Annotated in this window: 22 protein-coding genes and 1 pseudogene; 12 read left to right on the plus strand and 11 right to left on the minus strand. The window is 35.7% G+C overall.

Annotated elements, in window-relative coordinates:
- Positions 1-10 precede the first annotated feature (10 nt).
- Genes E2R67_RS00545 through sdhC form a run of 4 tightly spaced genes read right to left on the minus strand, consistent with a single transcriptional unit; the run spans position 11 to position 3,221 of the window.
- Positions 11-727: a succinate dehydrogenase iron-sulfur subunit gene (locus E2R67_RS00545; RefSeq protein ID WP_134288953.1), complete on the minus strand. Its 717-nt coding sequence runs from the start codon at positions 725-727 to the stop codon at positions 11-13.
- Positions 728-740: 13 nt separating this feature from the next.
- Complete coding sequence (gene sdhA / locus E2R67_RS00550) at positions 741-2,507, minus strand: succinate dehydrogenase flavoprotein subunit (RefSeq protein ID WP_134288954.1); 1,767 nt, start codon at positions 2,505-2,507, stop codon at positions 741-743.
- 1 nt (position 2,508) lies between these two features.
- Entirely contained in the window at positions 2,509-2,853 is a 345-nt protein-coding gene (gene sdhD / locus E2R67_RS00555) for a succinate dehydrogenase, hydrophobic membrane anchor protein (protein WP_134288955.1), read from the minus strand.
- On the minus strand, positions 2,847-3,221 hold the full coding sequence (sdhC, locus tag E2R67_RS00560; protein ID WP_134288956.1) for a succinate dehydrogenase, cytochrome b556 subunit: 375 nt from the start codon (positions 3,219-3,221) through the stop codon (positions 2,847-2,849). The genes sdhD and sdhC overlap by 7 nt, the downstream gene beginning before the upstream one ends.
- Positions 3,222-3,570: 349 nt before the next feature.
- Here sdhC and E2R67_RS00565 point away from each other — a divergent pair, with 349 nt between their 5' ends.
- Both E2R67_RS00565 and aat read left to right on the plus strand, forming a co-directional pair.
- Positions 3,571-4,848, plus strand: a complete 1,278-nt coding sequence (locus E2R67_RS00565; RefSeq protein WP_134288957.1) for a citrate synthase — start codon at positions 3,571-3,573, stop codon at positions 4,846-4,848.
- Positions 4,849-4,941: 93 nt separating this feature from the next.
- Positions 4,942-5,655 carry a leucyl/phenylalanyl-tRNA--protein transferase gene (gene aat, locus E2R67_RS00570; RefSeq protein WP_134288958.1) on the plus strand — a complete coding sequence of 238 codons (714 nt, stop codon included), beginning with the start codon at positions 4,942-4,944 and terminating at the stop codon, positions 5,653-5,655.
- 73 nt (positions 5,656-5,728) lie between these two features.
- Here the strand turns inward: aat and E2R67_RS00575 are convergent, their stop codons facing one another.
- On the minus strand, positions 5,729-6,136 hold the full coding sequence (locus tag E2R67_RS00575) for a CBS domain-containing protein (protein ID WP_166739285.1): 408 nt from the start codon (positions 6,134-6,136) through the stop codon (positions 5,729-5,731).
- Between the two features lie 131 nt (positions 6,137-6,267).
- On the opposite strand from E2R67_RS00575, the gene E2R67_RS00580 reads away from it, so the two are divergent.
- Together E2R67_RS00580 and E2R67_RS00585 are read left to right on the plus strand one after the other, a co-directional pair.
- On the plus strand, positions 6,268-6,813 hold the full coding sequence (locus E2R67_RS00580) for a DUF2058 domain-containing protein (protein WP_134288959.1): 546 nt from the start codon (positions 6,268-6,270) through the stop codon (positions 6,811-6,813).
- Between the two features lie 129 nt (positions 6,814-6,942).
- Positions 6,943-9,282, plus strand: a complete 2,340-nt coding sequence (locus E2R67_RS00585) for a PilZ domain-containing protein (RefSeq protein ID WP_134288960.1) — start codon at positions 6,943-6,945, stop codon at positions 9,280-9,282.
- A 224-nt stretch (positions 9,283-9,506) separates the two neighbouring features.
- On the opposite strand, the gene serB is transcribed toward E2R67_RS00585, so the two are convergent.
- Positions 9,507-10,529, minus strand: a complete 1,023-nt coding sequence (gene serB, locus E2R67_RS00590) for a phosphoserine phosphatase SerB (RefSeq protein WP_243836913.1) — start codon at positions 10,527-10,529, stop codon at positions 9,507-9,509.
- Between the two features lie 118 nt (positions 10,530-10,647).
- Here serB and E2R67_RS00595 point away from each other — a divergent pair, with 118 nt between their 5' ends.
- On the plus strand, positions 10,648-11,295 hold the full coding sequence (locus E2R67_RS00595; protein ID WP_134288961.1) for an AhpA/YtjB family protein: 648 nt from the start codon (positions 10,648-10,650) through the stop codon (positions 11,293-11,295).
- A gap of 132 nt (positions 11,296-11,427) precedes the next feature.
- Here E2R67_RS00595 and E2R67_RS00600 read toward each other — a convergent pair.
- Together E2R67_RS00600 and cysB are read right to left on the minus strand one after the other, a co-directional pair.
- A pseudogene (locus E2R67_RS00600) lies at positions 11,428-12,447 on the minus strand (integrase core domain-containing protein); the annotation flags it as partial.
- A gap of 109 nt (positions 12,448-12,556) precedes the next feature.
- Complete coding sequence (gene cysB / locus E2R67_RS00605; RefSeq protein WP_134288962.1) at positions 12,557-13,525, minus strand: HTH-type transcriptional regulator CysB; 969 nt, start codon at positions 13,523-13,525, stop codon at positions 12,557-12,559.
- A 134-nt stretch (positions 13,526-13,659) separates the two neighbouring features.
- On the opposite strand from cysB, the gene E2R67_RS00610 reads away from it, so the two are divergent.
- The 7 genes from E2R67_RS00610 to E2R67_RS00640 all read left to right on the plus strand — a co-directional run bounded on the left by E2R67_RS00610 (position 13,660) and on the right by E2R67_RS00640 (position 20,789).
- A complete protein-coding gene (locus E2R67_RS00610; RefSeq protein ID WP_134288963.1) occupies positions 13,660-14,352 on the plus strand; it encodes a sensor histidine kinase in 693 nt (230 codons plus the stop codon).
- A gap of 67 nt (positions 14,353-14,419) precedes the next feature.
- Positions 14,420-15,196 carry a DNA repair ATPase gene (locus E2R67_RS00615; RefSeq protein ID WP_134288964.1) on the plus strand — a complete coding sequence of 259 codons (777 nt, stop codon included), beginning with the start codon at positions 14,420-14,422 and terminating at the stop codon, positions 15,194-15,196.
- Positions 15,197-15,295: 99 nt separating this feature from the next.
- Positions 15,296-15,685, plus strand: a complete 390-nt coding sequence (locus tag E2R67_RS00620; protein WP_134288965.1) for a molecular chaperone DnaK — start codon at positions 15,296-15,298, stop codon at positions 15,683-15,685.
- A gap of 75 nt (positions 15,686-15,760) precedes the next feature.
- Positions 15,761-17,455: an AAA family ATPase gene (locus E2R67_RS00625; protein ID WP_134288966.1), complete on the plus strand. Its 1,695-nt coding sequence runs from the start codon at positions 15,761-15,763 to the stop codon at positions 17,453-17,455.
- 149 nt (positions 17,456-17,604) lie between these two features.
- A complete protein-coding gene (gene fabA, locus E2R67_RS00630; RefSeq protein WP_134288967.1) occupies positions 17,605-18,144 on the plus strand; it encodes a bifunctional 3-hydroxydecanoyl-ACP dehydratase/trans-2-decenoyl-ACP isomerase in 540 nt (179 codons plus the stop codon).
- 187 nt (positions 18,145-18,331) lie between these two features.
- Positions 18,332-20,191 (plus strand): signal peptide peptidase SppA, encoded by a 1,860-nt coding sequence (gene sppA / locus E2R67_RS00635; protein WP_134288968.1) that lies wholly within the window; start codon positions 18,332-18,334, stop codon positions 20,189-20,191.
- 121 nt (positions 20,192-20,312) lie between these two features.
- The gene (locus E2R67_RS00640) at positions 20,313-20,789 is read left to right on the plus strand and encodes a DUF2919 domain-containing protein (RefSeq protein WP_243836914.1); all 477 of its coding nucleotides are present in this window, start codon (positions 20,313-20,315) and stop codon (positions 20,787-20,789) included.
- On the opposite strand, the gene E2R67_RS00645 is transcribed toward E2R67_RS00640, so the two are convergent.
- The 3 genes from E2R67_RS00645 to nagZ form a co-directional block, all read right to left on the minus strand.
- Positions 20,786-22,072: an NAD(P)/FAD-dependent oxidoreductase gene (locus tag E2R67_RS00645; protein ID WP_134288969.1), complete on the minus strand. Its 1,287-nt coding sequence runs from the start codon at positions 22,070-22,072 to the stop codon at positions 20,786-20,788. The genes E2R67_RS00640 and E2R67_RS00645 overlap by 4 nt on opposite strands.
- A 99-nt stretch (positions 22,073-22,171) precedes the next feature.
- Positions 22,172-22,711 carry an alpha/beta hydrolase YcfP gene (gene ycfP, locus E2R67_RS00650; RefSeq protein WP_134288970.1) on the minus strand — a complete coding sequence of 180 codons (540 nt, stop codon included), beginning with the start codon at positions 22,709-22,711 and terminating at the stop codon, positions 22,172-22,174.
- 102 nt (positions 22,712-22,813) lie between these two features.
- Complete coding sequence (gene nagZ, locus E2R67_RS00655) at positions 22,814-23,830, minus strand: beta-N-acetylhexosaminidase (RefSeq protein ID WP_134288971.1); 1,017 nt, start codon at positions 23,828-23,830, stop codon at positions 22,814-22,816.
- Between the last annotated feature and the right edge of the window lie 57 nt (positions 23,831-23,887).

Genomic DNA, 23,887 nt, shown 5'->3' on the forward strand with positions numbered 1-23,887 from the left:
TAAATTACAATTAAACTGCGCGTTGTAATAACATTGATTTAATTTTACCAATCGCTTTGGTCGGGTTTAATCCTTTCGGACAAACACTCACACAGTTCATGATACCGTGACAACGGAAAACACTGAAAGCATCATCTAAATCATCCAAGCGTTCTTCTGTTGCGCTATCTCGACTATCGATAAGGAAACGGTATGCTGCTAATAAACCAGCTGGGCCGATAAACTTATCAGGGTTCCACCAAAATGATGGACAAGACGTTGAACAACATGCACATAAAATACATTCGTACAAACCATCTAAATGTTCACGCTCTTCAGGAGATTGTTTAAATTCTCCTGCAGGCGGAGTTTTGTCATCAGTAATTAAAAATGGTTTCACTTTTTCATACTGAGTATAAAACTGAGTCATATCGATAACTAAATCACGCACTACTGGTAAACCAGGTAATGGGCGAAGAATTATCTTCTTACCTTTAGAAAGTAGATCAGAAATGGGAGTAATGCACGCTAATGCATTTTTACCATTAATATTTAAACCATCACTACCACACACACCTTCACGACATGAACGACGGAAAGAAAGTGTTTTATCTTGTTCTTTTAATTGAATTAAAGCATCCAACACCATCATGTCAGAACCTTCAGCGATTTCAAGGTTCATATCATGCATAGATGGCTTGTCATCTATGTCAGGGTTATAACGATAAACAGAAAATGTAACATTCATTTTTTAAACCTTCTTAGTAAACACGTGCTTTAGGGGGGAAAGCTTCACGTAGTACTGGCGCCATATTAACGTCACGTTTACACATACTTTCTGTTTCAGGATTGAAGATACTATGGTGTAACCAATTTGCATCATCACGATCAGGGAAATCAAAGCGACTATGTGCACCACGACTTTCAGTACGGAAGTTTGCTGCAAGCGCCGTAGAAAATGCAGTTTCCATTAGATTGTCTAATTCTAAACATTCAATACGATTAGTATTAAATTCACTACTCTTATCATCTAATTTTGCATTTTTTAAACGTTCACGTAATACACGTAATTCAGCAAGGCCTTCAGCCATTGCTTCACCATCACGGAATACAGAGAAATTGTTTTGCATGCATTGTTGCAAATCTTTACGAATTTGATTTGGACATTCAGTGCCGTTACCGTGTTCCCAACGGTTAAAGCGTTCTAATGCTGCATCAATATTCTCTTGAGTTGCTTCTTTAGCGGTATTTTCTTTTGTTAATACTTGACCAAGATGTTTACCAGCCGCACGTCCGAAAACAACTAAATCTAATAAAGAGTTACCACCTAAACGGTTTGCCCCATGAACAGATACACTTGCAATTTCACCTACAGCAAATAAACCTTTTACTTCAACATCTTTGCCGTTTTCATCAAGCTTCAAAACTTGACCGTTAACTGTAGTCGGTACACCGCCCATCATGTAGTGACAAGTTGGAATAATTGGAATTGGCTCATGCACAGGATCAACGTGTGCAAATGTACGAGACAATTCACATATACCAGGTAATTTAGACTCTAGAACGTCTTCACCTAAATGATCTAGTTTCAGTTTAATGTGTGTACCCCAAGGGCCTTCACAACCACGCCCTTCACGAATTTCAATCATGATAGAACGCGCAACTACATCACGCCCAGCTAAATCTTTAGCGTTAGGAGCATAACGTTCCATGAAACGTTCGCCGTCTTTATTGAGAAGGTAACCACCTTCACCACGACAACCTTCTGTAACTAATACACCCGCACCGGCAATACCTGTGGGGTGGAATTGCCACATTTCCATATCTTGTACTGGCACACCAGCACGCAATGCCATACCCACACCATCACCAGTGTTAATATGTGCATTAGTAGTCGATTGATAAATACGACCTGCACCACCTGTTGCCAACACTGTCGCTTGTGCTTTAAATACACAAACTTCACCGCTTTCAATATCAATGGCAGTACAACCAACCACATCTCCATCATCATTCTTGATTAGGTCAAGTGCATACCACTCAGAGAAAATAGTCGTTTTATTTTTAATATTCTGTTGGTAAAGCGTATGTAATAAAGCATGACCTGTACGGTCAGCTGCTGCTGCAGTACGAGCAGCTTGTTCACCACCAAATTCTTTAGATTGACCACCAAATGGACGTTGGTATACAGAGCCATCTTCGAAACGAGAAAATGGTAAGCCCATATTTTCAAGCTCACGAACTGCATCAGGACCTTCTTTACACATAAATTCAATAGCGTCTTGGTCGCCGATAAAATCAGACCCTTTAACGGTATCGTACATGTGCCATTCCCAGTTATCTGGATGCGAGTTACCAAGTGCAACGGTAATACCACCTTGAGCAGATACTGTGTGAGAGCGCGTTGGGAATACTTTAGTAATCAACGCACAACTTTTGCCTTCTTGCGAAATAGATAATGCCGCGCGCATACCTGCACCACCGGCACCAATTACAATCGCATCAAATTCACGAATAGGTAAACTCACTTTACACACCCCACAAAATTACAAAACCAAAAATAACGTAAACAAATGCAACTGTCGTTAACACAAACTGTAATGTGCCACGTAATAAAGTACATTTAACGTAATCCGTTAATACTTGCCAGATACCGATCCAAGAATGGACCAACATTGCAACTAAAGCCATTAACGTAAATACTTTTGTTAATGTTAACGAAAAGAAATCAGACCAAACTTGATAAGTCATATCAGTAAAAGCGATGAAACCTACTAAATAAATAGTGTAGGCCAATAATATAACTGCACTAGCGCGTAATAGAATGTAATCATGAACACCACTGCGCCCGAACGTACCTGCAACCTTTACCATACTAAAATCCCCGCTAATACTGACAATGCAGCGGTGATAACAAAGCCCACTTTTGCACTTAATGATGAACTATCCATTTCTTCCCAATGCCCTAGATCTTGAATCATATGGCGAATACCAAATACAGCATGGTAAGCAAGTCCTGTTAACGATCCCCAAAAAACGAATTCAACAATAAACAAGTCAAAGTAGCCTTGCACACGTTGGAAGTCTTCTGCTGATGATAATGAACAATTAAGAAGGGTTAGAAATATTGCTAACGCAATAAAAACGATGATTCCAGAAACACGATGCAGAATTGACGCTGTAGCGGTAACTGGCATTTTGACCGTGGTTAGGTCTAAATTTTTAGGTCTCTCTTTTCGCACAATTTATCTCTTTTTAATGGCTATAAATTAGGGGTTATTTTACAAGTCGTATTGTTAGCATAATGTTAACGCAATGTGACAGCGAATTCGTTTTTTTTTGTGATATTCACACAAATAAAAGCAAATTATGTGACATATAATGCACAAAAAATAAATGCCTGTCGCACCTGCATAATCATACACTTGCAAAAGACTTATTGCCTGCTAACTTTTAAATATTGTTTTGATCTATCACAATATATCGGTTACTTCTCAAACTTTAAATGTTAAATTTGACAAGACCATATTAGCCTGTAAAAATACGCGCAGCAAAAAATGCGTAAAATATTTTAAGACAAGGGAGAACATAATGTCGGATAAAAAAGCAATACTTCATTTACCGGGGCAAGAGCCTGTAGAACTACCTATACTTTCAGGCGCAGCAGGTAATGACGTAATTGATATCCGTAGCCTAGGTAAAACAGGCTACTTTACTTACGACCCAGGTTTTCTTGCAACTGCATCTTGTGAATCAGCAATCACTTTCATTGACGGTGACAAAGGTATACTAGAGCATCGTGGTTACCCAATTGATGTTTTAGCAGAAAAATCAGATTACTTAGAAGTATGTTACCTATTATTAAACGGTCAACTACCATCATCTGAAGAATTTACTAAGTTCAAACACATCGTTCTTCATCACACTATGCTTCACGAACAACTAGTTGCTTTCTACCGCGGCTTCCGTCGTGATTCACATCCAATGGCAATCATGTGTGGTGTAGTTGGTGCTTTATCAGCGTTCTACCATGACTCTTTAGATATCTCTAACGAATCATGTCGTGAAATTGCAGCGTTCCGTCTTATTTCAAAAATGCCTACGCTAGCAGCAATGAGCTACAAATATTCAATGGGCCAACCATTTGTTTATCCAGATAATACATTATCTTATGCTGGTAACTTTTTGAAAATGATGTTCTCGATTCCTTGTGAAGAATATGTTGTGAATCCTGTACTAGAAAGTGCAATGGATAAAATCTTAATTCTTCATGCAGATCATGAACAAAATGCTTCAACATCTACTGTGCGTTTAGCCGGTTCTTCTGGTGCAAATCCATTTGCGTGTATCGCAGCAGGTATTGCTTCTTTATGGGGCCCTGCTCATGGCGGTGCTAACGAAGCTTGTTTAGAAATGTTAGAAGAAATTGGTAGTGTTGATCGTATTCCAGAATTCATTGCTAAAGCAAAAGACAAGAGCGACCCGTTCCGTCTAATGGGCTTTGGTCATCGTGTATACAAAAACCATGATCCACGCGCAACAGTAATGCGTAAGACATGTCATGAAGTATTAGACGAACTAAAAATTGACGATCCATTATTAGATGTTGCAATGGAATTAGAGCGTATTGCGCTTGAAGACCCATACTTCATTGAGAAAAAACTTTACCCTAACGTAGATTTCTACTCAGGTATTGTTTTACGTGCAATGGGTATTCCACGTACTATGTTTACAGTAATCTTTGCTGTATCTCGTACTATAGGTTGGATTTCTCACTGGAAAGAAATGTTAGATCAACCAGGCCAAAAAATCGGTCGTCCTCGTCAGTTATACACTGGTGAAGTTGATTTAGATTACCCAGATAAATAAATAGTGTTTATTTAAAGCATCATTTTGGTGCTTTCATTATTTATAAAAAGCCAGTATCTTACTGGTTTTTTTGTCACTTTTTTTTGAGTCAATATGCCCAAACAGCTGTTCGCCCTAGATCTCGATAATATTACATTTCCTAATCCAGAGTTAGCGATGGATGATCCAGAAGGATTGTTAGCGATAGGCGGAGATTTATCACCTAAACGATTAATCAATGCCTACCAACAGGCCATCTTCCCTTGGTTTTCAGAAGGAGAGCCTATTCTTTGGTGGAGTCCAATTGAGCGCGCGATTATTCAACCTGAACAGGTACATATTAGTAAAAGCATGGCAAAATTTATTCGCCAAACTTCATTAACCATCACAATCAATCAAAATTTTAAAGATGTAGTTAATGCCTGTGCCTTACCAAGAAAAAGCCAAGCTGAAACATGGATCAGCCCTGCAATCAAAACGGCTTACCAACAATTACATGAACTTGGACACGCTCATTCGATTGAAATATGGGAAAAGAAACAGCTGGTTGGAGGCTTATATGGCGTGAATATTGGAGGCGTTTTTTGTGGAGAGTCTATGTTTCATCAACAAACTAACGCATCAAAGCTCGCTTTTATTGCTTTATGCCAACATTTTGGCACACACGGCGGTTTACTCATTGATTGCCAGATGATGACAGCACATTTAGCGAGTTTAGGGGTTAAACCGAATCACCGACGTGATTTTTTGAAACAGCTTAATCAGTACAAAAACAACAAAATAAGCACTCAGTGCTGGCAACAACAAAGTATTCAATTAAAAAGCTAATGAAACCTATTTTTAGAAATATAAAAAACGCGCTGAACGGCACGTTTTAAGCGATGATAAATAAAGTTTAATATTATTTTTGTCTTGAAACGTATTGATTCATTGCACCTAAAATAGCTTTTCGAGTGATCAAACCAACATAACGACTCTCTTCGTCAAGTACTGGGTACATTTTTGGTTTTTCATGGATCAACTTCTGCGCAATATCCACAATACTCAAAGTGCTAGACACAGATAAAGGAGTGGATGACATAACATCTTCAACCAGTGCAGCATGTTCAGAGTAGTAATTACCTTCAATCATTTTAGCTAAGCAATCTTGCTCTGATAACCACCCTATTACTCGCCCTTCTTCATCAACCACCGGGCCGCCTATTAAATCTGATTTTAGTAATTTATCGACAGCAGTTTCTAAACTCATCTCTTTACTGAATGACAATATCTTGCCGGTCATAAATTGTTTTACTTGTAAAATATCCATATTTCATAGTTCCTTATTAGTTGTATAAATCATAGCCGTTTTAAATTAAAAGTCGACGTTTGAACGCTTATTGTGCTCGGAAATGTGTGCTAAAATTGTTTTTTACATTTTCATCAACAAAGGGTTTTAGAATGGCTTCGCTACAAGAGCAATTAATGAATTCAGGCTTAATTAATAAACAAAAAGCCAAGCAAGCACAAACAGAAAAACGTCGCCAAGCGAAACAAAAAAAGAAAAAAGGCACGGTTATTGCTTCTGATATACAAGTGGCAGTACAAGAAAAAGCTGAATTACAAAAACAGAAAGATTTAGCCAAAAATCAACAAACACAAGAACAACTAGCCATACGAGCAGCACACGGTAAATTGATACAAATGATTGCCCAACACTGTGAGAAAGACTATCAAGGTGAGTTAGATTACCACTTCACCTACGATAACAAGGTAAAACGAATTGCAGTTACATCAACCATTCAACAAGGTTTGATTAAAGGACATTTTGCCATTTGTGTATTAAATGACGAATTTTACTTAATTAATAAAGAAGCGGCAGAAAAACTCCGCGCGATAGATGAATCAGTCTTAGTGGCATTACACGATCAAACAGAAAATAAACCTGAAGATGATCAAGATGATCCTTATGCTGAGTTCGCAGTTCCAGATGATTTAATGTGGTAAATACCGCAAACCTTTAATTTAAATGTATATTTGTTGTTATACTTAACGATTAAAATTGAGTGATAAGCATTTTTACATCACTATCTGGGTATTTATATTTAACTTAGCAAACTGACACAGAAAGAGTTTATGGATTTTAATAAATATCAATCACAAATTAGAACACTGATCCCGTTACGTAACGATTCAGATTTTAATGACGTCTTTAACAAAGTGTTTGTTGGAGAGAGTAATAGTGATAAATTTCTTATTAAAATGGAAATAAATCGTCTTGCTCAACCCTGTGTCAGAATCATTGACTTACGAGATAAAGTCACAGAGAAAACGTATCCGTACACACATAAAGGGTTAGATCATCATCTCACCACATCAGCAATAAAAACCTTAAAAGAGACCACTAAGCTTTTTGGTGATTACACTATTGGTGTTTATGAAATCGTGCTAGATCATGTTCAAAAAATAAAACAGCAGAACATGAATAAGACAGGCAATGAAAATGAAACGAGTTTTAGTGAAATTATTCAATTAAATAGCCATAAAGTTCGAGCTAATGCGCGTATGTTTTTTATCTCTCCAATTGTTATTACATTACCGAATGGAGAAGAATTTAAAGCTTCAACATCAAATATATCCACATCAGGATTAAAAATTAAATTATCAGAAAATATTCCTTGTTTTGATAACGATACCATTGAAATTGTTTTTACAGGTATTTGTGCGGAATACAAACATAAGTCTATTGATGACGGAAAGAAGATAGCTTACCGTCTTGTGTCACAAGAAGAAGATGATGGCACCTTCTATTTTTATTTACATATTCAACCAGAGCAACAAGACTTTGTTGAATTCTTAAAATCATTTATTCGCGGTAACCAATATAAATATAAGATAGACGTACAATATTACTATAACCTTGCCTTAGAAAATGCCCTTAAAAATAGTGCACTTAGAGCGATGTCAACATTGCCTATTTATGTCAATATTAACAGCCCTAAACCAGCCCTGTTTATGCTTCAAAATACGACCAATGCACAAACGGTAAATGACTGGCGCTATAACGATGCGAATCAACTCGCTTTATTATTCTCAGAAGAGCGACTTAAAGGACTATTAGCCTATACAAAAGAACATTCATCAACGACTTTATACTGTTTTACCTTTATCAAAAATGACGTCGAATATTTACTCTCCGCAACCGAATATGAGTTACAACAAGATGAGACAAAGCAACTTTTTATTCAATATGGTAAAAGTAAACTTAACTTCAGAAGTTACCACTTTTCTATGGAGCCTTATCGCTACCATGAAAATCAACGCTATGAGATCACCTCATTAAAACCAGCTTCTTTTTCTGAAATAACGCACGTTGCAACAGTGACTGAACTCACCACCAATGAGATCATTGAGAAAGATGAACGTGAAGAAAAGCAAAGTTTAAATTTATTAAATAAATATGTACATAGAGGAAAAGCAACAGGTATAACCACGCCTGTATTTAACCTATTTCCTGATGAATTACGTAAAGAAGAACGTTATAAGCATAGCAGTGCAATCAAATTCCGAGTCGATGGCTATTTTTGCACAGGCCATATTATCGATTTTTCTTTTTCAGGTTTAAAAGTTCAATTAGACCAAGTACCGACATTAACAAAACGGAGTATTGTAAGAATAGACTTTGTTGATCTACAAAAAGTATCGAAAAAATTCCGCTTAGTGGGGATTCAGTACAAAGCGATAGCATCAAGCCCAGGAAGAGTTTATCACTTACAAATTGCCTCTAAAGATTGCTTTCAGTCAATCCATAAATTCTTTTCATTATTAGTGCAAAATAACCCTGAGCATTTTCCTATTATTCCGCTCAAAGCTCCAAAACAACCTGTGACAGACCGTTTACATGAAGTTGCTGAATCATCATTAGATCATGCTTTATTTTTTGTCACCACAGGCAATGGTAAACCAAAATTAACTTATTCATCAGTACCTGCTTCAGCTAAATCATTAAAACAATTATTTGAAATAGACTCAGATCCAAATATAACGCACAACCATATAGCACTCTCAAATAATGATTTGTTAGAGCGTATTTTGTACGTGCCTTTGCGTAATGCAACCACAGATGGCGTTAACTTCGAACAAACCATTTACGTCAAAAAAGTTAAATCTGGTGAAGGAACTTGGACAATTAGTAGCTATTTAGATGAAGATTTTTCATCTGAAGAAAGTAAAAGACAGTTCATTTTAATGCAAAAAGATATCGGTCAATTACAAATATTGCATTATCGATTATGCAGTATCAGTGCGCCTGACCTATCTATTATAGAATCTGAAATAGGCATGATCACTCGCCACGCAGTACATCTAGGAAAACGTATTCAAGAGGTATTATTAGGCGTTGGCGCTATCATAGAAGTCATTGATCGTACTGATCATATTCTTGCTAATGGCTACGATGGCGAGCATCCAATTTAATGATAAAGGCAAAGTATATATAAAAAAGGGACTAACAAATTGTTAGTCCCTTTTTCGTTTAAAAGCCTTATACCAATTGTATCAAATTACTGATCTAAATTTTGCGCTAGAAAAATAGCTCAGTTAAGGCGTAAGTTGATGTTTTTGCGAAACTTACAACAAAAAAGTAAGTTATTTTAACCAGTACAATAGATCAGTTACTTACTATGATTGGCATTATCCCCTTAAGATAAAGGCAAAGAAGCAGTTAATAAACATAACGCTCCTTCTAAGTCTAGATGGTTTAATGCAACTGAAGCTTTTTCTTGTACGATCGGTTTAGCGTGAATAGCAATCCCTAAAGCTGAAGCGGCCATCATCACTAAATCATTCGCACCATCACCAATAGCAACCGTTTGTGATTCAGGAATTTGGAAAGTCGTAGCTAATTCCTTTAACTTTCTTGCTTTCACATCTGCATTAACAATTTCACCAATCACTTCACCCGTTAAGGTATTATCAACAATTTCTAGGGTATTCGCATAGGCGGCATCAAAACCATGATCGTCTTTTAAACGATTAGCAAAATAAGTAAACCCACCCGATGCAATTGCCACTTTCCAGTTAGCCGCTTTTAAGCCTGCAATCAAAGCGCTCAATCCTGGCATCAAAGGCATATTATCTGCAACTTCTTTAATCAAACTCTCCGGTGCATTGGCTAATTTACCTACACGAGTACGTAAACTACCATTAAAATCTAACTCACCACGCATAGCGGCCGCTGTAACAGCAGAAACTTGGTCTCCCACACCGTATAAACGTGCAATTTCGTCAATGCACTCAATTTGAATAGTAGTAGAGTCCATATCCATCAACACTAAACCTGGCTGAGAAAAGTCAGGTAGCTTTTCAACTAACGCAAAGTCACACCCTTGTGTTGCTGCAAATGATTTAATATCTTCTGCTAAAGCTTGTGGTGGTATATTCAATGAAACTCGAATAAAATGAACATCTTCCATAGTACCTAAATTAGCTAAAACGACTTGAGTACTGTGTTGACTTAGTAATTCTTTTAAAGGAGCGAATACGCTAGTAGTGAGCGTTTTCCCCATTAACACAAGTTCTGACTGCGAAGAAAAAGGGACAGTTTCTTTTTCATTAATCAAAAATAATAAATCGTTTTGTTCAATATCGAACTGGCAATCAGATTTCCATTGCTGAATTGAAACAGAATTTGCAGGGACTTGAAGTGTTTTAGTAGTTTCCACTGTAATATACCTATGCTATTAAATGCTGACTATGTATCAGTTTAAAAATAATTGCGCACAAGATAACCATTGCTAATTTATAATGCAAGTGCAGATGAAGTAACTAAGGATCTAAATAATGTTAAAAAAATATTTTTGCAAAGCGCACACGATACAGATCCTCATCATCGTCATTCTTTCAAGTATTATCATATACCAGTTCGTCAGCTTAAAGCGTGAATCAAACGCAGTTCGCTTTCAACAAACAGATAAATTTTCTTATTCATTAACCAACTTAGCAGCAACAGAAGCATCGCGTTATTTGTCTGAAGATAAAAATAAAGAATTACAATTTTTAATCGATAGTTTAAGCCAAGATCCTGTGGTTAAAGATGCTACGATTTATGATAAATATGGAAAGGTCATTTACCAGTCGGAACAAGCTTTACCACTTACAACTCTTTTAAAAATTAGCGGAGATGTGAAAGAAGCTGAAGGAGTGATTCCATATATCGCAGAGCTCTACTCAGACAAAACCAAAATTGGTTACATTCGTATTACGCTTGAGCAAGAAGATATTCTAAGTTTGATCCACGATTATGAAAAACGTGGCTTAGCTATATTGGAATTACTAATCATACTTTCTTTTATTACTGGGATGATAGTCATGGCTGTCTTCTTCAGAAAAGCAGAAGTAAAATATAAAGACTTTAAAATGCAATCACCTTATATCTTACAAGGCATTAAAAGACGTATAAAAGAATTAATAAAAAAGGCGCAGAAATAAACTTTGCGATAATTTTAAAAATGTCACGTACTGAAATAGGTTGACGGTTTTAATGAAAGACAAGTAGCACTTGCTCCTGGTCTTTTTTATGCACTGATTTGGTGTTTTCATTCCCAAACTCATATGCGGTCACATTTCATTGTATATAAATATTGATTCTTCAACGAATTGTTTTAACTCATCAATATTTCGACATTCATATAGTAAAAGTCTTGTTTTAATATTCCGTTTACTCGTTCAGCCAAAGCATTTTGATAACAGTCATAACCATCCGTCATAGAAGGTTTAATACCACTTTCATTCAGCTTTACTTGATAGAGCTCAGAGCAATATTGTACGCATCTGTGACCAAGGGTAAATAATGTACCCCTTGCGCTGACTTCACATAGGTTATATCGCTGACAAAAACTTCTTCAGCGGACTTAGGAGTATAGTCTTTCAATAAATTAGCCGGGCTTACGCATCCAATGGTTGCTATGTGTCGTTTTTGTATAGTTTTTCTTAGGTTTTACCAGCTAGTTATTCTCTCTCAAGTAGTCAAAAAAACAATCTCTACCTAGTTTTACACCTAGCTCTTCTAGTTGTGGTTTTATTAATTGGTAAAGCTTTTTACCACCAATACGGGCATAAATTTGCGCCAGTACATAACAAGATCTCTCACTGATGCTAAGTTATTATTCCGAGCCTCTATCCTGCGAATAGCTTGATGGTATGCTTGACGTGAAATACCATAAGCCTTGCAAAGCCTAGTGAGTTTTAATTGGCTGTTTTCTTTTGCGCGCGTGATAGCTCGGATATGTACTTTTTTCTTAGGCCAGCTCCGTACTCTTCATCCATGATGTTAATCATTTCATCTTTGACGAGATTCTTTAGACGTAAGTCTTCGTTTTCTCGCTCTAAGCGTTTAATTTTTTGGGCGGGTGTTTCTGTTGATTTAGGCATATTTGTAAAGTTTATAGGTTTAGACCAATCAAGTTTACCATGTTTTCTTAGCCAAACGAGAACGGTGCTGCGACCTTGGATACCAAAGTGCTTTTGCGCTTGCTTATATGTGAAGTCGCCTTTTTCTACTTGCTCAACTACAGCTAATTTAAAGCCTAGTGTGTAATCTCTTTGGGTACGTTTAATCCCAGTGCTTTGGTTCTTTTTCATAAATAAGTCCTAAATGCGTAAACTCATTTCAGGACAAGACAATAAAGCAAATAAAAAAGCCCAAATTAATTGGGCTATTTTAAAATGTAGGTGAGTTATTTAAAATAAATTACCGAGTAGGTAATTCAATTCCTTCAAACAACTTATTCACTTCAGCGGTGTATTTCAATTGAATCGCCTTTTCGACTAATGGACGCGTTAAATGAGGAGCGAATCTGACCATAAAGTCATACATATAATCGCGCAAGAATGACCCTTTCCTAAAGCCAATACTAGTAATACTCGACTTGAAAATATGGCTTGCGTCTAACACACAGAAATCATCATCTTCATTAATGGCCATGGTTGCAATCACACCAACACCAACACCTAAACGCACATAAGTTTTAATAACGTCTGCATCTGTTGCAGTAAAGACGACATTTGGTTGATAACCGGCAGCATTAAATGCTTCATCTAATTCAGAACGGCCTGTAAAACCAAATACATAAGTTACAATTGGATGTTTTGCGATATCTTCAATGGTAAGATGCTTCACTTTCGCTAAAGGATGATCTTTAGGCACAATCACTGAACGATTCCAATGGTAACAAGGTAACATTATTAAATCTTGATAGAGATGCATTGCTTCAGTGGCAATCGCAAAATCGGTTTTGCCTTTTACCACAGACTCACTAATTTGAGTTGGCGTTCCCTGGTGCATATGCAAAGACACTTTAGGGTATTTTTTTATAAAACCATTAATCACTTCAGGTAATGCATATCGAGCTTGAGTATGAGTTGTCGCAATATTTAAAGTACCTTGGTCAGGCATTGTGTATTGATTAGCAACGGCCTTAATACTTTCAACTTTACCTAATATTTCAGTTGAATAGCGAATGATCTCTTTACCTGCCGGTGTCACTTTAGTTAAATGTTTGCCACTTCGCTCAAAGATTTGAATCCCTAACTCATCTTCTAACATACGAACTTGTTTACTAATACCAGGCTGAGACGTAAATAAATTTTCAGCTGTAGCAGATACATTTAAATTATGATTTAATACTTCCACAATGTAGCGCAGTTGTTGCAATTTCATAAAATCACCACTCATATTCCATTTTAATTGGTTGTTATTCGATTTAATTCTATCAGACTTCTAATATTTACAAAGTCATACTTTCCTATTTTACTGATAAACACTTATTATTAAGGCGTATTTAGGGAGATATTATGAGTAAACACGATCCACTTGATTTTAGTACAATTCTTGCAACCAGTGTTCATGACATTAAAAATTCATTATTTATGTTATTACAATCGATTGAAAATTTAGATCTTGCAGAAAACTTAACAACGGAACAGCATAAATCTTTTGCAGATCTACATTATCAAGCATCAGGCATTAATAGTACGGTTATGCAATTATTATCTCTCTATAGAGATGAAAAACATCAGCTACCTATTTATATCGAAGAAAACTCTGTCAGCGAATTATTAGAAGATCTTATTGATAGACATAGACTTTATTTAAATAGTAATGATATTAATGTTACTATCGATGTTGATGATGATTTAATTGGGTATTTTGATGCCGATTTAATTGGATATGTATTAAGTGACATTTTCGTCAATGCACTACGCCATACCAAGGATACAATTGATATTTCAGCTTTTAGTGAAGGCCAGTTCTTAGTATTGAAAATTGAAGACAATGGCGATGGTTTTCCTAAGCATATGATGGATATTAATAAAAAACTAAATGAATTCTATAATTTTAATGCCAGCAAAGGGCGAAGTGGCTTAGGTCTTTTATTTGCGAAAAAGATTGCTGCAGCGCATAAATCAAAAGACCTTAAAGGCGAAATTTTATTAGAAAACAAACCTAATAACACAGGTTGTATGTTTACATTGCGTTTACCTTAGAAAGGTATTACTTTTTTACTGAGTTATTCTATACTCTACTTTTATACCAATATAATTAAGAGCTTTTATGTTATTTCCGTTAATTTTTTCTCTAGTTGGTTTATTACTTTTTATACTGATTGGTTACAATATTATTCAACAGTACAAACAAAAGATTGAAGCTGAAAAACGCATCTCTATTGCGAAGCAACGTGCTGTAATAGTAGAAGTTGATGAGTTATTACTTAATGCAACTCGAATGCCTTTCAGTAAATCTTTACTGTTGATATTACAAAATCGTATTCGAAATGCTTTAAAAATAATGACAAGCATCTCTCCAGCCACACCTGCAATAAAAGAACATCTTTCAAATACTGATGCACAAATTCAACAAATTCAGAATCACTACACTCCACCCGATGAAAGTGTATTCCGAGCTCCTGAAAGTGATAAAGAAGCATTAGCATTACTTCAAGTAACAAAAAAAATACGTGCCGTATTACGTTCAGAACATGCCAAAGGAAAAATTAATACTGAAGTATTCGTTGCAGAAGACCACCGCTTAGAAATAATGCAATTAAAAATCAATTTAGAAAATAGTATGAAACGCGTCGCAGAAGCCAAGATGAATGAGCAATGGGGTAGCGCGAACCAAATGATCAATAAATTATTAAAAGTGCTTTCTAGCATTACAGATAAAGATGGTTACTTAGAGCGAAAACAACAACAATTAAAAGAATATAAAGCTGAAATAAAAACGCATTTAGTGAAAACTAATGATGCCGAATTACAAGCAATGAAAGAGAAAGAAGAAGAGAAAAAACACGATCTAGATGAATTATTTGCAGATAAGAAAAAATGGTAAGTATTTAAACGTCAAAAGAAACTAAATTGATATAAATCATTACCTTTAAAATCATCTCACTTATTATTATAAGCATGAATAATAAGTGAGAGCATCTTTATGCAAAGCATTACAACAGAGCAACAAAAACAACTACAACAAAACTTATTGTCTGAATTTGCATCACTCAAAGAGAAAGTAAAACAACGATTAAGTATTTCTTCTAAACAGCATCTTAATGACCTGGTAGATAAAGTCGACACGATGAATGCAGATATGCTGATATCTAGTTTATCGCGATGTGAAAGCCACTCTTTAAGTCAATATAAAACACAGATAAAAAGTATTGATGCGGCATTGCAAGGTATGGATTTAGGTTTATATGGCTTATGTTCTGATTGTGAGATTGAGTTGGATGCAGAGGAACTTTTTAACTGCCCTACTAAACAACGCTGTGATGCTTGTGAAAAAAAATATCAACAGCAAAAAGTCAAAGGCTATAAGCTATAAATGCAACTTAACTATTAACTAAATTGGTCAGAGTGTGATAAATTCCCTTTTTTAACTTTAACTAGAGAATTAAATTTGTCAGATCACACTCCAACCAAGCTTGCACCTCAAGTCTCTAGTCAGATCGACACTACATCAGAAATAAACAAGCCTTTAGATGCCACTCAATGTTCAGTGAACTTAGATGCTTATATAAAAAAATCTCAGGCATCAACAACTGGGTTATCTCAATTATTTCCTGACGCGGCTTCTATTGTGTCAAACTATTTAAAGCTCCCTACTCCTTTGCTTTTAATTAATAGTCGTTATTGGCAAAGCGCTGTCGAAATGTTAGAAGAAGTCATTCCTTCGACAGTGTCTGCAAAATATTTACTTAGCTATAATAGAGAGAATTTATTTGGACGAGTATCTATTGGAAACGATAAACAATTAAATTTTTCAGAGGGTCAGTTAGCACAATCAAATAAGAATATCTTAGTACTAAACATCAGTCCGTTATTAGTTGAACCGGGTTTATGGTTTATGCTTAAATCAGTTTTACAGCGTGGCTATTTACAAGCAAGTGATGCAGTTAATGCTGAAAAAATAAAGCAAGTACTGCCCGATTTAAGTACACAAATAGTCCACCCCAAAATAATCTTGGTAGCCAGCCGATTACAATTAGAAGAACTTATTCAAATTGATCCCGAATACGCACAAGTTTCATCTCTATTTTGTGAATTAGCTAGCCAAGTACCGGTCAATCAAACATCGATTGATGCAGTAGTAGGTTATTGCAATAAAATCACTAACGAGAAAAATATAGGGTTACTTGATTACAAAGCTTTATCTACTTTATTGACTTTTTTAGTCACACAATGTCAGCATCAACAACAAATTTTATTTTCGCCAGAGCTTATTAAAGATGTTTTACAGTACGCCCTATTATTTAGTGAAAATAAGCAAATCAATTCAGCAGATCTTGTTGCCTGTTTTAAAGAGAAAGAATTAGCACAATCACTTCCTCGACGTTATAGCGAACAGTCTCTAATTGAAGGACAAATAAACTTACAATTATCAGGACAAAAGGTAGGTCAAATTAATGGCCTTTCTGTTGTGGAATTACTGGGTTACCCATGTGAATTTGGAGAAGTATTTAGAATATCAGCAAGCGATATGATCGGAGATGGTGAAATTATCGATGTTGAACGAAAAGTCGAACTTGCAGGTAATATTCATGCTAAAAGTACACTTATAGTACAGGGTTATATTAATCACTTCTTTAGCCACATTAACGCATTTCCCTACTCATGCAATTTAGTTTTTGAACAGTCATATCAAGAAAGTGATGGAGATAGTGCTTCATTAGCGATTTTATTAGCAGTCTGCTCGTGTTATGCGAAACTCCCTGTTAACCAAAATGTATTCATCACTGGCTCATTGGACCAGCACGGCAATGTATTGGCGATTGGAGGAGTGAATCAAAAAATTGAATCGATCACACGGTTATTTGAACTTGGGTTGGTATCAGAGCCAGTTTTAATTGTTATGCCTGCTGCTAATAAAATTAACCTAACCCTTAATGCTTCTACAATTGCCCTAATAGAGTCAGGAAAAATACTAATCCACCCTATTGCTCATTGTCATCAAGCATTTCCTATTTTATTAGAGAAATCATTTGAGGACACTATAAAAATTATTAATGATAGAATTGAAAAAACGGTAAAAGAAGAAATGAACGAGCTATCTGGTGGTTTCTTTTCGAGAGTTATCAATTCTATTTTTCATTAATTAACTTTAGCGAACAAAAATACACCTAGGACTTTGATTAGTCTTGATTGTTTTTAGAGCCTCATATAGAGTGTATCGCATATTATTTCGTGACATTGAATTTGTATTTTCTAATGTCACATTTTATCAATTATTATAGAAAAGTGATTATGACTAAAACCGTATCCCAAAAAGAGTTGGGTAAAAACTCTTACAATAAAGAAGAATTAGTACAATGTGGTAATGGTGACCTTTTTGGTGAAGGCAACTGTCAACTACCAGTTGATAACATGTTAATGCTAGATCGCATCATTACTATCAATGCTGACGGTGGTGAACACGGAAAAGGTGAATTAGTTGCTGAATTAGATATTGATAAAGGATTATGGTTCTTTGATTGTCATTTTCCAAATGACCCTGTTATGCCAGGTTGTTTAGGTCTAGATGCAATGTGGCAACTAGTAGGTTTCTTCCTAGGTTGGAGCGGAGGCCCAGGTAAAGGTCGAGCACTTGGTGTAGGTAATGTTAAATTTACTGGTCAAGTGTTACCAACATCTAAAAAAGTCACTTACCGCATTACAATGAAGCGCTTAATTATGCGTAAATTAGTAATGGGTATTGCTGATGGTGTTGTTGAAGTAGACGGTAAAGTGATTTACACAGCCGAAGACTTAAAAGTAGGTTTATTCGTAGATACTTCAAGCTTTTAATCTAATATCTTGATTAATAAATCTAAAGCACTGATTATACTGTTAATCGGTGCTTTTTTTTGTCTATCGATCTTTACCAACCAATTTATGAATTTTTAATCTGCAAAATAGATCTATAACTTATTGTAATTGGCCCCCTTTAAAACAATAAATAAAACATGTAATTGAATTACTACGGAGAACAGCAATGTCCTATTTATATAACCTTTTCAAAGGATTTTTCATTAAATCCTTCAAGTTAATTAATTACATTCGTTTATTTTCGCTCAATTTATTGTTTATTGTAGTTGTCGTTTTTATTCTATTTTCAATGGGTGACAACGAAAAAACAGTAAATATTGCTAAAAATTCTTACCTTAATCTTAATTTAAATGGTTTTATAGTTGAACAAAAACAGCCTGTTAATTTATCTCAACAGTTATCGAATCAATTATCTGGCAGTGACACAGAACCTGTTCAAGAGTTTGAAGTACAAGAGATTATTAACACGATTCAACATGCACAAAAAGATCCTAAAATAACAGGCCTAGTACTGCAGTTAGATGGATTAAGGTCTGGTAGTTTAAATCAATTAAGTGATATTGGTGAAGCTATCGAAGCATTTAAAACGTCCAATAAACCGGTATTTGCTTATTCTGATAACTTTTCACAAACTCAGTACTATTTAGCAGCTTACGCAGACCATATTACATTGGCACCAAACGGTGCAGTCTTTTTACAAGGATATGCTGTAAATCGACTTTACTTTAAAGAGCTACTTAACCACTTATTAATCACTCCGCACATTTTCAAAGTGGGCATCTATAAGTCATTTGTTGAACCTTATACTGAAACTGAGATGTCTAATTACAGTAAAGAAGCAAATGCTCATTGGTTAAATCAATTATGGCAGCATTACATTACGCATGTATTAACGCAGCGTAGTGACCGCGACAATCTAACAGCCTCCTCTGTCAATCCATCTTTAACAGAACTCAAATCGGCTTTTAGGTCCGTCTCTGGAGATACTGCAAAATATGCTTTAACTGTTGGTTTAGTAGATGAATTAAGTTTCTACGATCAATTTATGGAACAATTAACTGATACACAAGCAAATGATAACAAACTAAATATCATTGATTACCAATATTATACGTCTACTGTGCCACCTAAATATCAATTTACTGGTGAAGACGCTCAAATAGCAGTCGTGCATGGTACGGGTGAAATTATCTCAGGCTATTCAGAGGGAAGTGAAATTGCCGATCAAAGTTTTAACGAACTATTGAAACAAGCATTAAATAATGCTCGCGTAAAAGCTGTTGTACTTCGTCTCGATACACCAGGAGGAAGTGCTTTTGCATCTGAAAATATTCGTCAACAAGTGCTAGCGCTAAAAGCGGCCGGTAAAAAAGTAGTCGTTTCTATGGGATCAGTAACGGCATCGGGTGGATATTGGATCGCCGCTTCTGCTGATAAAGTCGTCGCTTCTCGCACAACCTTAACGGGCTCAATTGGTATCTTTGGAATGTTCGCCACCATTGATAAGTCACTTAATAAAATAGGTATATACAACGATGGTATAGCCACCAATGCACTATCGAACATTGGTATAACACAACCTTTAAATCCAGAGCTAGCTGAGATATTCCAAATTGGTATTGACAGTGGCTACGCAAACTTTTTAAAAGTCGTTTCAGAGGGTCGTAACCTTAGTTTAAAAGCAGTAGATAAAATTGCACAGGGCAGAGTTTGGACTGGCGTAGATGGTTTAAACAATGGCTTAGTCGATGAATTAGGCAACCTACAATCTGCTATTGAATTAGCTGCTGATTTGGCGAAGTTGGATAAATACGACACAATCAGTATTAAGCCGAAGACTTCTTCAAAACAAGCGTTTATAAACGAGTTTTTTGCCCAATCAATTAGTTTATTGCCAAAAGGGATTATTTCAGCATCGCCTTTAACATCCTTATTAACAGAGGTAGATAAACAAGCTAATTTAGCTCTGCGACTTAATGATCCTCAAAATAGGTTTGTTTACTGTACTTTTTGCCAAATAAAATAGCGTCATTGTCAGCAATAAATAAAATTAATTTTTGCGCTGACAAAAAGCTCCATTAAAAGTGAAAATTGGTCTGCTGAAAAGCATAATGATTAAATAAGCTATTGATATCACACGAGTCAAAATGAAAATGAAACACCGACTATATGCTTTAAAGTATTACACTGAATCTGGTGATTTAAAATCTCCACCCGTTTTATTCTATTTATTAGTATTTTTATCTAGAACGTGGATATTCCTGATTTTTTCGTTAGCATCAAGTCAAACAGGTAATGATATTTTAACGTTATTTTATCCTGATAAAGCGCATTTTTATTCAGGCCTATTGGTTGGATTAATACCGCTGATCGTTTTTATCGTTTCAGGTCGGCGTCATGCACAGGATGGTTGGGCGTTAAAGTACTGGCCATATTGTTTTTATTTACTATTGTTCAGTATTATTGGTGATCTCAGTTTACAACTCTATTACTTATATTTAGACAACTTCCAGTATTCAATCTCGGCATCGTTACAACTTGTGATCATTTTATGGAGTTGTCTATATATAACTAAAAGCAAACATCTTATCGATTCATTTCAAAAGATAAGAAACAAAAACTAGTGTAATTTAAGTCTTGGTCGTAATACACGATTAATACGTTCAACCAAGGTCATCAATGCAGTGCGAAGATAACCATGTAAGGCGACTTGATGCATTCGATAAAGGGATATATAAACTACCCTTGCAATACGCCCTTCTATCATCATAGAGCCTTTCATTAGATTGCCCATTAAACTGCCCACTGTGCTGTAATTACTTAAAGAAACCAGCGAACCGTAATCAGTGTATTTGTAATCAGCAAGTGGCTTATTATTTAAAGATGCAATGATGTTTTTACCAACAGCAGATGCCATTTGATGCGCGGATTGAGCTCTAGGCGGCACAAACCCACCTTCAGGTAATGCGCAGCTTGCACAATCTCCAATAGCATAAATATTTTTATCTAACGTTGTTTGTAAGGTAGGTTTAACAATAAGTTGATTAACTCGATTTGTTTCTAACCCTGCTAGCTCCTTGAGGTAATCCGGCGCTTTAATGCCTGCGGCCCAGACTATCAAATCCGCTTTAATTAATTCACCAGATTTAGTCAACAGCCCTTCTTTATTGGCTTCAACGACCATAGTTTGTGTACGAATATCAACACCTAGCTTAATTAACTCTTGATGAGCTGATGCCGAAATTCGTTTCGGTAAGGCGGGTAAAATTGAATCGCCAGCCTCCACTAAACTGACATGTAAATCGGCGCTATTAATATGCTCAAAGCCATAACGAGAAACCTGTTTCAGTGAATTATATAACTCAGCGGAAAGTTCAACACCTGTAGCACCTGCACCAATAATCGCAATATTGACGGATTTGGTTTCTTTAACAGCTAATTGCAAATATTTATTCAACATACGATGATGGAATTTTTTAGCTTGATCTGGGCTATCTAAAAAGATGCAATTTTCCTTCACACCTTTGGTATTAAAATCATTACTTACACTACCTAATGCCATCACCAGAATATCATAGTCTAACTGACTTTCAGGCAAAATCATGTTGCCCTCTTCATCATATAAAGGATCCAATGAAATTGAATTTTTTGTTCTATCTAAATGTCGCATTGCACCTAATTTAAAATCAAAATAATGATTTTTAGCATGTGCACGATAACTTACTGCGTCGATACCATCATCTAAAGAACCTGCCGCAACTTCATGTAATAGAGGTTTCCATAAATGAGTTCTGTTTTTATCGACTAATGTAATGTGCGCTTTTTTCTTCTTGCCGAGTTTATGACCCAGCTTTGTAGCAAGCTCTAAACCGCCAGCACCACCGCCAACAATAACAATTTTCTTCATGACAACCTCGATTTTAAATTTGAGACTTAGATAAATTCAAATTCAAGATATAAAAAAAGGCGACCTAAGTCACCTTCTTATTTGCAATTTTACTTTTAATTAACTTTCTTTAAACTTCTTCACTGTTTGTAGATGATGTGAAATATCGGTAAATTTATGGCCTTGCTTTTCATCGAAGATAATTGGGTAATATGGTGCTAATTCGTGCTTACTGACTTCGCTTCCTAATTCGTCATCAATTGTAGATAGAATACATAAGCAATTGCTTTTATTTTCTTCTCTAAAATCATTCACACATTTAGTCTGTATATCTAGATACTCTTCAGGCCATTCAATACGCCCAACCATATTATCTTCAGGATGAATATTAGGATTGAAAATAACTTGTTTAATGCCGCATAAAAAGCCTATACGTTCACTCCAATAACCACCTAAACCAACACCACAAATAAGAGGTGACTCATCATCGCTGTTTTGAACATGATTATGTACTTCTTTTAGGATATGACTCATATCTAATTTAGGATGAATGGTGCTGTAATGAACAAAGCGAACATCTGGATCAATAAATTTAAGTTGCATCACTTTTTCGTGATTACCTGGGCTGGTTGCATCGAAACCGTGTAAATAAATGATCATGTTTTAATCCACCTTAGTGATTTTGTACAATTATTTAATATCGTATTTATTTTTTGTAGTCTATTAAAATTATTAGAGAGTGCAAGTACTCGCACTTGCTATTTAGACTCGCTCTGCAAACTCTAATAACAAACGCTTACTATCTGTCCAATTACTATTTTTAGATAAAGGTAAAGAGAGCTTACTCTTATCTGCAAGTAATGAGGTGATTATTGATTCATTCGATTTATTAGATACTTGCAAACCATCTAATATAGTTAACGCCGCAGCGGGATCATTACAGGCCAATATAAGATCACAACCTGCATCAAGAGCCGCTTTTGTTCTAGATAAATGGTTTCCTACAAAACTCGCGCCATGCATTGAAATATCATCGCTAATAATTGCACCTGTAAAACCAAGCGTTTGTTTTAATATTTTTTGTAACCAAAATTCAGAGAAACCACAAGGTAATTCATCACATTGTGAATAAACAACATGGGATGGCATTACAGCATCCAATTGGTTGTTATTAATCAAGGTTTTAAATGGTTGCATATCATTGTTGAAGATATCTTCACTAGAACGATTATCAACAGGAAGCGCGATATGAGAGTCTGCTTTTACACTACCATGTCCAGGAAAGTGTTTACCTGTGCTTGGCATTCCAGCGAGTCTCATACCATCTATATAGCAACTGGCAAGCTGTGCAACTTCAAGCTTATCACTGCTAAATGAACGCTCTTTAATAACATCTGAAATGCCATTTAAATCTAATACAGGAGCAAAACTTAAATCAATATCGCAGGCGATTAATTCACTTGCCATAACAAAAGCACTCGCTTTGGCTAATAACATAGCTTGTTCGATAGATTCTGACTTTACCAATAAGTCACCACAAGCCGGTAACTCAGTAAAGCCATCTCGAAATCGCTGAACTCTCCCACCTTCATGATCAACGCCAATAATAAGTTGCTGTTTAGCATGTAAGCGAATTTGTTGTACGAGTTCTTTTAATTGAACAAGATTACTAAAATTACGAGTAAATAGAATAACACCTGCTACGAGTGGATGAGCTAGATATTCTTTCTCTTCAGTACTTAAGGTGTCCCCTTGTACATCCAAAATAATTGAGCGCATAACTTTTCCATTTTATTCAAAAAAGCCAGCATTGCTGGCTTTAAAATAACTGTTTGA

Origin of the sequence: Psychromonas algicola (genome assembly GCF_004378355.1) — a bacterium.
In the GTDB taxonomy this organism is placed as follows: domain Bacteria; phylum Pseudomonadota; class Gammaproteobacteria; order Enterobacterales; family Psychromonadaceae; genus Psychromonas.

Excerpts from the sequence above, each read along its gene's own strand:
- E2R67_RS00545 (WP_134288953.1), bottom strand. The coding sequence starts at position 727 with ATGAATGTTACATTTTCTGTTTATCGTTATAACCCTGACATAGATGAC.
- sdhD (WP_134288955.1), bottom strand. The coding sequence starts at position 2,853 with ATGGTAAAGGTTGCAGGTACGTTCGGGCGCAGTGGTGTTCATGATTAC.
- E2R67_RS00565 (WP_134288957.1), top strand. The coding sequence starts at position 3,571 with ATGTCGGATAAAAAAGCAATACTTCATTTACCGGGGCAAGAGCCTGTA.
- aat (WP_134288958.1), top strand. The coding sequence starts at position 4,942 with ATGCCCAAACAGCTGTTCGCCCTAGATCTCGATAATATTACATTTCCT.
- E2R67_RS00575 (WP_166739285.1), bottom strand. The coding sequence starts at position 6,136 with ATGGATATTTTACAAGTAAAACAATTTATGACCGGCAAGATATTGTCA.
- E2R67_RS00580 (WP_134288959.1), top strand. The coding sequence starts at position 6,268 with ATGGCTTCGCTACAAGAGCAATTAATGAATTCAGGCTTAATTAATAAA.
- E2R67_RS00585 (WP_134288960.1), top strand. The coding sequence starts at position 6,943 with ATGGATTTTAATAAATATCAATCACAAATTAGAACACTGATCCCGTTA.
- E2R67_RS00595 (WP_134288961.1), top strand. The coding sequence starts at position 10,648 with ATGTTAAAAAAATATTTTTGCAAAGCGCACACGATACAGATCCTCATC.
- cysB (WP_134288962.1), bottom strand. The coding sequence starts at position 13,525 with ATGAAATTGCAACAACTGCGCTACATTGTGGAAGTATTAAATCATAAT.
- E2R67_RS00610 (WP_134288963.1), top strand. The coding sequence starts at position 13,660 with ATGAGTAAACACGATCCACTTGATTTTAGTACAATTCTTGCAACCAGT.
- E2R67_RS00615 (WP_134288964.1), top strand. The coding sequence starts at position 14,420 with ATGTTATTTCCGTTAATTTTTTCTCTAGTTGGTTTATTACTTTTTATA.
- E2R67_RS00620 (WP_134288965.1), top strand. The coding sequence starts at position 15,296 with ATGCAAAGCATTACAACAGAGCAACAAAAACAACTACAACAAAACTTA.
- fabA (WP_134288967.1), top strand. The coding sequence starts at position 17,605 with ATGACTAAAACCGTATCCCAAAAAGAGTTGGGTAAAAACTCTTACAAT.
- sppA (WP_134288968.1), top strand. The coding sequence starts at position 18,332 with ATGTCCTATTTATATAACCTTTTCAAAGGATTTTTCATTAAATCCTTC.
- E2R67_RS00640 (WP_243836914.1), top strand. The coding sequence starts at position 20,313 with ATGAAAATGAAACACCGACTATATGCTTTAAAGTATTACACTGAATCT.
- E2R67_RS00645 (WP_134288969.1), bottom strand. The coding sequence starts at position 22,072 with ATGAAGAAAATTGTTATTGTTGGCGGTGGTGCTGGCGGTTTAGAGCTT.
- ycfP (WP_134288970.1), bottom strand. The coding sequence starts at position 22,711 with ATGATCATTTATTTACACGGTTTCGATGCAACCAGCCCAGGTAATCAC.
- nagZ (WP_134288971.1), bottom strand. The coding sequence starts at position 23,830 with ATGCGCTCAATTATTTTGGATGTACAAGGGGACACCTTAAGTACTGAA.